The following is an 11,987-nucleotide window of genomic DNA, read 5'->3' as shown; positions in this document are numbered from 1 at the left end:
GCAAAAAGGTAAAAGGTGCACATTCACACTTCTTCACATGATTAAGCCAGTCACAGGGAATAATGGAATCACCAAGAGAACATAAGATGAATGAGAGGAAGTTAACGTCATGAATAACACATACGGATCGAAAATTCGCAAAGGGTGGTCCCTCACCGCTATTCTGCTCATGGTTGTGCTTGTACTTAGCGCATGCGGCAGCAAGGCTGCGGATAATGGGAATACGAACGCTGGCAATACAAACAATGCAGCCCAGTCTGGCGGCAACGAGCTGGAGCAGATTAAATCTGCAGGTGTCATCAAAGTCGGCATGATGGGAACGTATCGTCCATACAACTTCCTGAATGACAAGAAGGAAATGGACGGCTTTGATGCCGATATCGCGCGTGAAGTAGCGAAGCGTCTCGGAGTTAAGGTTGAATTTGTATCCCAGGAGTTCTCGGGTCTGACACCAAGTCTGCAAGCGAAAAAGCTGGATGCCATCATCAGCCAGATGACGATTACCGATGACCGTAAAAAAGTGCTGGATTTCAGTGATCCGTACATCACCAATCAGGTGAAAATCATTGTCAAAGAAGACAATAACGATATTACAAAGCTCGAAGACTTCAAAGGTAAAACGATTGGTGTAGGCTTGGGCACAAACGATGAAACATACCTGCGTAACGAAGTGCTGCCAAAAGTCGGAGATTTTACAATCAAAACGTACGATGATGTCATCTCATCCCTGAAAGACCTGAATGCAGGCCGGATTGATGCAACAATTAACAACCTGTATGCTTTGAAACCTATCGTTGATGCGAATGGATTCAAAATCAAAGCTGTAGGCGAAGCCATCAAGAGTGACCAGGCAGGGATCGCGGTGCGCAAGGACAACCCTGAGCTTGTAGCTGCACTGAACGATGCGTTGAAAGGCATGAAGGATGACGGTACGTACAATACGATTTTCAAAAAATGGTTTGGTGAAGAGCCTGCGCAATAATGAACCGGCAAGGCGAAGGGAAGTTTGATCCATGGAACTGGTATTTGAAAACATCCCCTTCTTTCTGAAGGGGGCTTATTATACGCTTTATGTTACGGTGATCTCCATGTTTTTTGCCTTTATCATCGGGGTGCTGGTTGCCATTGCCCGTCTTAAAGGGCCGATGTGGTTAAGGCTGATCGCCAGATTTTATGTATCCATCATGCGGGGCACCCCGCTGCTGGTGCAATTATTCGTTATTTATTACGGGCTTGTCGACTATGGTGTAACGCTTGGTTCGCTTACGGCCGCTTGTCTGGGGCTTAGCTTGAATGCCGGAGCGTTTCTGTCCGAGACGTTCCGCGGGGCGATTCAGGCGGTGCCGAAAGGGCAGACAGAAGCGGCATATGCAACCGGCATGACGCCGGCACAGGCGATGAGACGGATTATTTTCCCGCAGGCGGTGCGCATTGCCATTCCACCGATGGGCAATACCTTTATCGGCATGCTGAAGGAAACATCGCTGGTGGCGGCGATTGGTGTTACGGAGCTGCTGCGTTCTGCACAGCTTCTGGTATCCCAGTATGCGCTGAACATGCCATTTTATCTGGCGATCGGAGTCATTTACTGGATCATGAGCATCGGCTTCTCGGCCATTCTGGAGCAAGTGGAGCGCCGGCTGGCCCGGGCTTACTAGAGGGGGAGAGAAGCGATGATTACAACAACCGGATTGACCAAACGTTTTCAAAATCATGAAGTGCTGACCAATATCGATATGCATGTGGATGCCAAAGATATTGTTGTACTGCTGGGTCCGAGCGGCTCAGGCAAAAGCACACTGCTTCGCTGTCTCAATGGACTCGAACAGTTGTCCGGCGGACAGATCGAAGTGAACGGCATTGTGGTAAACAGCGCGGATCCGCTGCGTGTTCAACGTGCCCGCGTGCTGGAGATTCGCCGCCAGACCGGCATGGTGTTCCAGCAGTTTAACCTGTATCCGCATAAGACGGTGCTTGGAAATGTGATGGAAGGTCTTGTGACGGTGAAAAAAATCAAACGGGACGAAGCCGCCGAGCGCGGACGGCTTTTGCTGGATCGTGTAGGTCTGTCGGATAAGCAGGACGCTTATCCTTCCCGTTTATCCGGTGGACAACAGCAGCGCGTAGCCATTGCACGGGCACTGGCGATGGAACCGGAAGTGATGCTGTTTGACGAACCCACCTCGGCCCTCGACCCCGAACTGGTTGGAGAGGTGCTGTCGGTGATGAAAGAGCTGGCACAGGAAGGCATGACCATGCTGGTCGTGACACATGAGCTGAAATTCGCTCGGAATGTGGCGAACAAAATTGTTTTCATGGCGGATGGCTCCATTGTGGAGACAGCAAGCCCGGAAGCTTTTTTCGAACACCCGGAGCAAGAGCGCACACGCCAATTCCTGCGGCAGATCACGGAATTTTAAGTTGCCTCTAAAATCATTCTTTAATACTTTTTACACGTTAACGGAGAGGACAGAAAAAACCTGAAAAAGCGGAGCGGTCACATTTATCACCGGATTTTCCCATTAAAAGGGAAACAAAAAAATCTGGGGATAAGGGTGAGTGGAAGGTTGTTCTGTCATCGGAGTGTATGTGTAAACTAATTATAGAAAGAAGGAAAACATCATGAATGTAACAACAGTATGGAAGGGAAAACGCGCGTTTACCTCCGAAGGACCCTCAGGGTATGCTGTAGGCATGGATGCTACGGCAGCTTATGGTGGAGATAGCCAGGGGGCAACACCGATGGAGCTGCTGCTGGCTGGACTCGGCGGCTGCATGGGGATCGACATTACGATGATTCTGGATGCTTTTCTGGACAAAATTGACTCAATCGAAATCGAAGCACAAGGTACTCGCAGTGAGGACATGCCCAAAGGCTTCACGTCCATTGATCTGATCTTTAAAGTAGACGGCGATATCCCGGATTACCGGATCTGGAAAGCCATTCAGATGGCAGAAGAGAAATACTGCGCCGTTTCGGCATCGCTCAGCGCAGATATTCATCCGAAGCTGATTCTTAACGGTGTAAGCACACCTCGCCCTTAACCGACACGTATAACTGCGCATAGTTCTGTTCTGTTCAATTACAGAATGCTTAAAGGCACTTCCAACCACGGGAGTGCCTTTTTTGCATTCACAACGCAAACCTGTATGACCTTATTTATGTCAGATTGAATGCTGCTGTTATGTGGTATGATGGATGCGCAGGTACGAAGAAGCCTGTTGCTGTTGATTCAGAGTTGTAAGCGCTTATACAGATGACGGAAGGTGCAGATATGTTAAAACGGCTGATTCGAATTACAAACGACCTCAAATTAAAGCATAAATTGCTTATTTCCTACGTGCTTGTTGTCATGATACCCGTGCTCATTATCGGTCTCGCTGTCACAAGTTACTTCCGTCAGCAGGCACTGGATAATGCGATTGGGCAGACCATCATCAATGTGGACAAAATCAAAAGCCAGACAGCCACGATGCTGCGTGTGCCTACCGATATCTCCAATATGCTTATGTTTAATACCGATCTCAAGGAGATCGTGAATCGGCGGTACAAGAGTGTGGTGGAGCTGACCTCGGCATATCTCGCCTATAAGGATTTTCAGGAATATCGGCGGTTGTACCGTGAAGTTGCCGGCATCCGATTTTACTCGACGAATTCGACTTTGATTAACAATCTTGAATTTATCCCGGTCAATGAGCGCACCAAGGAGAGTTACTGGTACAAGGAGGCGCTAAAAACAACGAGCATTGGCTGGTTTTATATTCCTGGCAACGAAGAAAATCCGGTTCACCGGCTTAGTCTGGTGCGCAAGGTTCCTTTTGCCGAGTATAAGACCGAAGGTGTGCTGATGATTGTAATCAATCAGGAGGAGCTTAACGGTTTACTGCGTCAGGAGCAGTTCGAGACGTTGATCACGGATGAGCAGGGATACGTTGTGGCAGCCAAAAATACCGAACTGGTCGGTAAAACGCTGGATGAGCTTGATTTTGGCGTCGACCTTCAGAGTCAGCCCAAGGGCACCATTGAAGCTGATTTTCAAGGGGAACCGTCCAACATCGTCATTGATGAACTGGGTCCGGGATCAAGCTTTAACAAGCTGAAGGTCATCTCCGTATTTGCGACCAAAAACATCGTCAAGGATGCAAATCAGATTAGTCAGATCGGCATGATTTTTATTACGCTTGTGCTGGTGATCGCGCTGCTGCTGGTGTACATTATTTCTTTTCTGACCTCAAACCGACTGCTTCGGCTCAGTAAACATCTGAACAAGCTGGCCCTTGGGGATCTGAACGTTACTTCCCGCATTGACGGAAATGATGAGATCGGGCAATTGTCACGCCAGTTTAATTATATGGTGAAGAGTATTAACGAACTGATGACTCAGGTGGTCGAAACGACCGAGCAGAACAACCGATTGGAAATCGCGCAGAAAGAGATTAAACTGAAAATGATGGCCAGCCAGATTAATCCTCATTTTTTATTTAATGCTCTGGAATCGATTCGCATGAAGGCTCATATCAAGGGAGAAGCGGAGATTGCAAATATCGTCAGGCTGCTTGGCAAACTGATGCGCAAGAGTCTGGAGATTGGCAGCGGCAAAACAACGTTCCGGGCGGAGCTGGAAATGGTGCGTTCCTATCTGGAGATTCAGAAATTCCGGTATGGAGACAGACTGGCGTTTGAGATACACCTCGACCCCATGGTGGAGAAGATGTATATCCCGCCGTTGATCATTCAGCCGATTGTAGAGAACGCCATTGTGCATGGACTGGAGAACAAAGAAGGACAGGTACAAGTGCATATTCACATCTGTATGAAGGATGGTATGGTTCGAGTGAAGGTGAAGGATGATGGAGCGGGGATCACGCCGGAACGGCTTGCAGAGGTCATGCGGTTTGTCAGCGGCCCTGAGGAAGAGGAAAAAAGCCGGATCGGGATGCGCAATGTGCATCAGCGTTTGACTTTGACGTACGGGGACAACTCCGGGTTACAGATTAACAGCATGTACGGGGAAGGAACAGAGGTTTCTTTCACCTTGCCAGCAGGGGGGAACCAGCATGTATAAAGTATTGTTGGTCGATGATGAACCGAGCATTCGCGAGGGACTGACCACGATTATCGATTGGGAAAAATACAGCTTTCAGGTTATGGCTACTGCCGGAAGCGGGCGGGAGGCCATCGCCTATTTCAATGAGATGTTGCCTGACCTGACCATTATTGATATACGGATGCCAGGCATGACGGGCCTGGAGGTCATCGAGGAGCTCCGCGTGCAGCATCCGGATGCGCATTTTCTGATTCTGAGCGGATACGCTGACTTTGACTATGCCAAAAAAGCAATCAGTTTCGGCGTGGACGGATACTTGCTGAAGCCGGTGGATGAAGACGAGATTATTGCGGAGCTTGAGCGTATTGCTGTGCAGCTTAACCAGGAACGGGAGGCGCTGGCTCGCTATGCGGGAGAAGATACAGCGTACAGGGAGCATCAGATTGAAGCGCTGCTGTATGACTCTCTTCAGGGTGAAGGCGGCGTTGAGACGGATAGTCTTGGCCTGCACTGGCCGCAGTATCAAGTCATCTTATTGGAGATTCATGCAGCGCCGGACCTGCAGCGGAGCAATGAAATAAAACGCAAGCTGGTGGAGGCCTTTGATCAGAAGCAGCGGGGCATCGTATTTTCCTTCCATTCGGGACTGGGTCTGTTAACACAGGAGATAGTTGATCAGAATTCCACATCACAGAGCCTTTACGATGAATTGCAAACCTTGCTGGCCGAATGGGATGTGAAGATGTATGCGGCTGCCGGGAAGCCTGTGCAGTCTACCGCGGAGATTGCGAGGTCGTATACACAAGCGAGCAGCCTGCTTGCCCAACGTTTCCTGTTCACAGAACAGCGGATCAAACGCTGGGAAGAAGGCCGAATCTCTCCGCGGGGTGAGCATAAAGACCATTCGGCTGCGGAGGCAGATGGTTTACAGGAGCCTGACGAGGTAGAACTGGCGGACAAGCTGTATTATGCGCTGGATATTCGCAGCAGTGAATCTGTCATGCGTGTGCTTGGGGAGATGCAGGAGCGTCTGGTGACGCACCACTGGACAGAGCAAGCGATCAAGACTGCATTTTCGCAAGTGTTCTCACTTGCCTTCAACAAGCTTGCTGCTGCCAATCAGCAGATGCAGTCCATTATGCAGGAACACTCGGTGCTGATTAACGAGGTATACCATCAGTTGACGATAGCTGATCTTATAGCGATGTCGGCAGAACATTTGAACCGTCTGATTCAGCGCATGGGCGGCGGCAGCAAGGACACCGTGATGAAACAGATGATTGAATTCATTCAGCGTAACCCCGGTGAGAATCTGAAGCTTGAGGTTCTGGCCGAGGTGTTTAATTACAACAGCAGTTATTTGGGAAAATTGTTCAAAAACCATACCGGCGAGTACTTTAACGCCTTTCTGGACAAGGTGCGCATCGAAAAAGCCAAAACGCTGCTTGACGAAGGGTTAAAGGTTCATCAGGTCGCTGCAAGAGTGGGATATGCGAACGTGGACTATTTTCACAGTAAATTCAAGAAGTATGTAGGAGAGTCCCCTTCAGCGTATAAACAATCCAGATCGCAGTCTTGACTTGGCCTAAAGGGTTAAGGGCAGCACCAGATGAATAATACGAAGGCTTCATAATATAGTCCATGTACTTCCCGCAATAAGCAATGGTCTAAGCAGGATTATACACCGTAGACTGATTGTACAGTGTACAAGAGTCCAGATGAAGGGATGGCTGCGATATATGAATCGACCGGATGTAGCTGCTGCACGTTACACGATAAACTTGAACGGAACCTGGCAGTTCCAGTTGGCTGGGCAGGCTGAAGTAGTGAGGGAAAAGCGAGGCACACAGCATTACAGCCCCCCGAACCGGCAGGATACCGTATGGAATACCATTCAGATTCCTGGTTCATGGGAGGAGCAGGGATACGGGGAAGAGCCGGAATATGCAAGGATGGACACGTGGACCAAAGTTCGTGAATATGAGGGCTCGGCCTGGTACGCTCAGGATGTCCATATCCCGGCTGATGAAACCGGCGGCCACTATGTATTCAGGCTTCAAGGCGTGCGATGGACTTCCAGGCTGTGGTTCAACGGCGTTGACGCTGGAGAACGGGATAGTCTGTTGACGGAACATACGTGGGAAGTAACGCCTTGGGTCAAGCCTGGAGAGATCAACCGGATCGAGATTTGGGTGGATAATACGATGAAGCTTGCTCTGGCCGGCAGTCATATTCACTCTTTGCATACGGCTACGGCTTGGGGTGGTATTACAGGTGGAGCATTTTTGGAAAGGCTTCCACTATGCCGGGTGCATACGGTTCGAATTGAGCCTGACCTGGATAGCGGAACAATAGAGGTGCATGGTGTATTAAGTGTACCTGATCCGTCCGCAGCTGCATCCCTCAAGCTTCGGTTGGATATACAGCATCCGAACGGCACATGGCTCAAGTGTGAGCATCTGGCATTAAAGCACGAACAACGTACATCAGGTGCAGTCCAGCGTGATTATGGGAGTGACAACGATACAGGGCCGGATACGGTGTTGCTGCCATTTTCACAACAGATTGCACTGGATGCCGAGTATCCCATCGCAGATTGGACGGATGAGCATCCTGCCTTGTACCGGGCCGTTATTCGGCTGCAAGAGGTTGATCAGGAGCTCGACCAAGTAGAGCAGCGGTTTGGCATGCGTTCGTTTACGGCGAGAGGTAAACAGCTGGTGCTGAACGGAACGCCCGTTTTTCTGCGCGGCTACGTAGACTGCTGCATCTTTCCGCTGACAGGTTATCCCGTGTGGGAGGTTGCCCACTATGTCCGGCAGTTTCGCATAGCCAAGTCTTACGGGTTCAACCATGTACGATTACACGGGTGGAGTGCGCCTGAACCGTTCTGGGAGGCAGCCGATGAGGTGGGTATGCTGGTGCAGGCCGAGCTTCCTCATTGGTCACGCTTTTTTGAGCAGCGAGATGTTCCTGCTCCTCCTGAAATACAGACCTATCTGATCCAGGAGCTGGATCGGCTGCTTGAGACACTCCATGGGCACCCTTCCTTTGTGCTGTTCTCCCTTGGCAATGAGCTCATTGGGGCAAACGGACATCCTGAGCTGAATGCAATGCTCGACAGAGCAAGACAGAAGGACCCTTCCCGACTGTACACAGACAATACAGGCTTTGGACAGCTTCCGGCACGGGGACGAGAGGCCGACTATTATATTCAATCCTTCAACTGGCATCCGCCGCTGGAATCCGTGCTCTCCGCTATGCCGGATACTACGCTGGATTATCATTCAGTTACAAGGCTTGCTTCACAGCCGATTATCGGGCATGAGCATGCGCAGTTTACGATGTATGTTCGTCCTCAGGAGAGGCGAAAGTATACAGGAGTTTTTCGGCCTACGTGGTTAGAGCCTGTTGAAGAATCGCTCTCTCGCAAAGGCATGATGAGCAAGCTGGGGCAGTATCAGCAGGCAACGGGCACACATCTGATGCGCTCGCTGAAAGAAGCCATGGAGCGCGTAAGAAGAACATCGGATGCTGCGGGCATTCAGCTGCTGGATATTCGTGATTTTCCAGGGCAGGGCCATGCTACAACCGGTTTTCTGGATGTGTTCTGGGATAGTAAAGGAATTACCACACCGGATGAAGTTAAACAATTCAATGCCGATGTAGTGATACTTCTAGGTTCCAGGGAGCGGACATACTACGCCGGAGAAGCGATTGAAATCGATGTGAGCATATCCCATTATGGCAAAAGGGTGTTAAAGAACGCCGCTGTCCATTGGAGGGTTGTTACAGATGCGGGTGCAGATGAAGATGGAGTGACACTTGCTGAAGGAATGTGGAGGTACGGGGATATCTCTTGCGGCTCGGTCATCTCTCTGGGGAGCATTCACGCAAACGCGCCGGGCACGGGTGCAGCTGCATTTCGAGTAGAAGCGGAGCTGCGATACGATAATGTTTCGGATGCCCATACTCTGGTGGCTCGGAATGATTGGCATGGCTGGTCGTTTCCGATGATGATACTGGATAGAGAACGTCATGGAGAGATGAGAAGGGTCTGGAACACGGTGAAGGAGCTGCAGCCTCTGCTGGTTGAATCATATGCTGATCGTGTGGACCATGTGGATGGTTACCGTTTATTAAAACAAGGCCAGCATGACCTGGTGATTGTGAAGTCGCTGACTTCAAATGTACTGGATTATCTCTTGAATGGCGGCAGGGTTTGGCTTATGCCAGCTGCCGAGGATCTGTATGATCCGGTGGAAACGAAATACCTCCCGGTGTTCTGGAATTATCTCATGTTTGCCACGCAGCCTGGAGCTACGATGGGGATGTATATCGAGCAAGAAACGCCGATGCTTGGTGCTTTTCCGCAGGATGGGGCTTCAGACTGGCACTGGTATCATCTGGTGAACGGAACGCCTGCACTATGCCTCGACACCATGCAGGACGTTACACCGCTGATTGAAGTGGTGGATCATTTTCACCGGGCCAAACGGTTGGCCTATGCATTCGAGGCCAGAGCGGGGAAGGGCCGGTTGCTGGTATCCTCTTTTTCTTTTACAGACACAGCCTTGATGAAACGACCGGAAGCGGCGTTCCTGTTTCAAGAAATGTTGACTTATGTGCGCGGAGAGCAGTTCAAGCCGGAACATTCGATCACATCCGCTCAGTTACTAGGTATGTTCAAGCTTCAACCCATTCAATTTACCTTATAAAAAAGGGAGCATGTTAAGGGACCTGAGAAGGTCTCTTTTTGATATGCCCTGAAACAAAGGTAAACGATTTCTAAAAAACGTTTTCGGTTTATAGTAATTAATAATCATATCTTCCTTTATATGTATTCGTGTGCGTTGGTTAGTTCAAATTATCACTAATTTTAACGGTCTAATGTCTTGTTTTAAAGGGGAATATCTAATTTCTATATGATTTTCTCTAAAATCCAGATGGTATTTTGGAAACGCTCTATCGATTATGATTATTTTATAAAAACAGAGGAGGGGGAACGGAGATGGAAACGCTAACAAATAAATCCGCTTCCGCGAAAAGAAGCAGTGACCCCAAACCGCCATTGAAGCAGCGGCGAAACGGAGTTTGGGACAGAATCAAACAACAGAAGTATCTTTATTTGATGTCATTGCCATTCGTAGCTTGGGTTTTCGTATTTAACTATCTGCCACTGTGGGGATGGACGATGGCTTTCCAAAACTATAAACCGGCCAGGTCTTTCGGAGATCAGCAGTGGGTCGGGTTTAAACATTTTGCAGAATTGTTCAGTGATGACCGATTCTATCTGGTGCTTCGTAATACACTGGCGATGAGCTTGATGGGACTGATCGTCGGTTTTGTCGTGCCGATTGTTTTTGCCATCCTGCTGAATGAAATGAGAGGTATGTTCTTCAAACGGGCTGTACAGACCGTATCTTACCTTCCTCACTTTGTATCCTGGGTTGTTGTGGCGGGCATTATCACCAAAATGTTGTCCACGGATGGCGGGATTGTCAATGATCTTTTGATTGGTCTGAATATTATTGATCAGCCGATCCAGTTCATGGCAAAGGGGAATTTGTTCTGGTACATTGTGACCGCTTCAGATATGTGGAAGGAAACCGGCTGGAATGCGATCATCTATCTGGCAGCCATTACGGGGATTGACCAGGAGCTGTATGAGGCTTCCCGTGTGGACGGTGCGAACCGTTTCAGACAGATGTGGCATATTACATTACCAGGTATTCGGACAACTATCTCGGTATTGTTCATCATGTCCATCGGACATCTGATCAGCATCGGCTTCGAGAAACAGTTCCTGCTCCAGAACAGTCTGGTACTCGATTACTCAGAGGTGCTTGATCTATATGCGCTCAATTACGGTTTGAATATGGGGCGTTTCTCGTATGGCACAGCAATTGGTATATTCAACTCCGTTGTCAGCATCATCCTTCTGTTTACGGCAAACGGCTTGTTCAAAAAATTCACCAAAGAAAGCATCATGTAGGGAGGGGAGACATTATGGCGAACAAAGCATTCAATGCCACACGGGGCGACAAAGTGTTCGATATATTCAATATCCTCGCGATGACCATGGTGCTGGTTGTAACACTGTATCCATTTCTTAACGTACTGGCGATCTCGCTGAATAACTCGGCCGATACTGTACGTGGTGGAATCTATCTGTGGCCGCGCGAATTTACGCTGCAGAACTATCAGACGATTTTTCAATATGACGGCTTGCTGCAAGGTTTGAAAATCTCTATTATGCGTACCCTTGTGGGTACACTACTCGGTCTGATCAGCTCATCCATGATCGCTTTTACACTGAGCAGACCTGATTTCGGTCTTCGAAAATTTGTTTCCACCACGTTGGCGCTGACAATGTATTTCTCCGGGGGTCTGATCCCGGTATACATTCTGATGCGTGACCTGAATCTGATCGGTACCTTCTGGGTATACGTACTGCCTGGTATGATCAGCGCCTGGAACGTATTTATTATCCGTTCATTCATTGACGGTTTGCCTTATGCCTTGCAGGAATCAGCCAAGCTGGACGGTGCCAATGATTTTACAATCTATTACCGCATTATTCTTCCATTGTGCAAACCGGTACTTGCCACAATCGCTTTGTTCCTGGCTGTAGGTCAGTGGAATGCCTGGTTCGATACGTATCTGTATAATGGCTCGAAGGCACATCTGACTACGCTGCAATACGAGCTGATGAAGGTGCTGCAAAGTACACAGCAAGGCTCGGGAGCCGGACGGAATGCCAATGATATGGCGCAGCAGATGGCACAAATCTCACCGGAATCCATCAAAATGGCGATTACCATCGTTGTAACGGTTCCTATTCTGATCGTGTATCCATTCCTGCAAAAATACTTTGTCGGTGGTATGACACTTGGGGCGGTAAAAGCATAGACCTTGATGCAGATGTAAAGACTGGCC

9 protein-coding genes are annotated in these 11,987 nt (G+C 49.1%); all 9 read left to right on the top strand.

What is annotated here, in order from left to right; all coding sequences use genetic code 11:
* Positions 1-109: 109 nt before the first annotated feature.
* Entirely contained in the window at positions 110-982 is an 873-nt protein-coding gene (locus tag IEW26_RS24350; protein WP_145405986.1) for a substrate-binding periplasmic protein, read from the top strand.
* A gap of 31 nt (positions 983-1,013) precedes the next feature.
* Positions 1,014-1,658 (top strand): amino acid ABC transporter permease, encoded by a 645-nt coding sequence (locus IEW26_RS24345; RefSeq protein WP_017692207.1) that lies wholly within the window; start codon positions 1,014-1,016, stop codon positions 1,656-1,658.
* A gap of 15 nt (positions 1,659-1,673) precedes the next feature.
* A complete protein-coding gene (locus IEW26_RS24340; RefSeq protein ID WP_145405987.1) occupies positions 1,674-2,420 on the top strand; it encodes an amino acid ABC transporter ATP-binding protein in 747 nt (248 codons plus the stop codon).
* 202 nt (positions 2,421-2,622) lie between these two features.
* The gene (locus IEW26_RS24335) at positions 2,623-3,045 is read left to right on the top strand and encodes an OsmC family protein (RefSeq protein WP_090924948.1); all 423 of its coding nucleotides are present in this window, start codon (positions 2,623-2,625) and stop codon (positions 3,043-3,045) included.
* A gap of 230 nt (positions 3,046-3,275) precedes the next feature.
* Positions 3,276-5,066 (top strand): sensor histidine kinase, encoded by a 1,791-nt coding sequence (locus tag IEW26_RS24330; RefSeq protein ID WP_188594244.1) that lies wholly within the window; start codon positions 3,276-3,278, stop codon positions 5,064-5,066.
* The gene (locus IEW26_RS24325) at positions 5,059-6,627 is read left to right on the top strand and encodes a response regulator transcription factor (RefSeq protein ID WP_188594243.1); all 1,569 of its coding nucleotides are present in this window, start codon (positions 5,059-5,061) and stop codon (positions 6,625-6,627) included. Before IEW26_RS24330 ends, IEW26_RS24325 begins: the two co-directional genes overlap by 8 nt.
* Positions 6,628-6,787: 160 nt before the next feature.
* Positions 6,788-9,766 carry a glycoside hydrolase family 2 protein gene (locus tag IEW26_RS24320; protein ID WP_188594242.1) on the top strand — a complete coding sequence of 993 codons (2,979 nt, stop codon included), beginning with the start codon at positions 6,788-6,790 and terminating at the stop codon, positions 9,764-9,766.
* A 293-nt stretch (positions 9,767-10,059) separates the two neighbouring features.
* The gene (locus IEW26_RS24315; RefSeq protein WP_188594241.1) at positions 10,060-11,043 is read left to right on the top strand and encodes an ABC transporter permease; all 984 of its coding nucleotides are present in this window, start codon (positions 10,060-10,062) and stop codon (positions 11,041-11,043) included.
* 14 nt (positions 11,044-11,057) lie between these two features.
* Positions 11,058-11,960, top strand: coding sequence for a carbohydrate ABC transporter permease (locus tag IEW26_RS24310; RefSeq protein ID WP_110898418.1), 903 nt, complete (start codon positions 11,058-11,060; stop codon positions 11,958-11,960).
* Positions 11,961-11,987: the final 27 nt, after the last annotated feature.

Source organism: Paenibacillus silvae, assembly GCF_014639235.1.
GTDB lineage: Bacteria > Bacillota > Bacilli > Paenibacillales > Paenibacillaceae > Paenibacillus > Paenibacillus silvae.
Note: the sequence above shows the minus strand (reverse complement) of the source record. Positions and strands in the feature narration are given on the sequence as shown.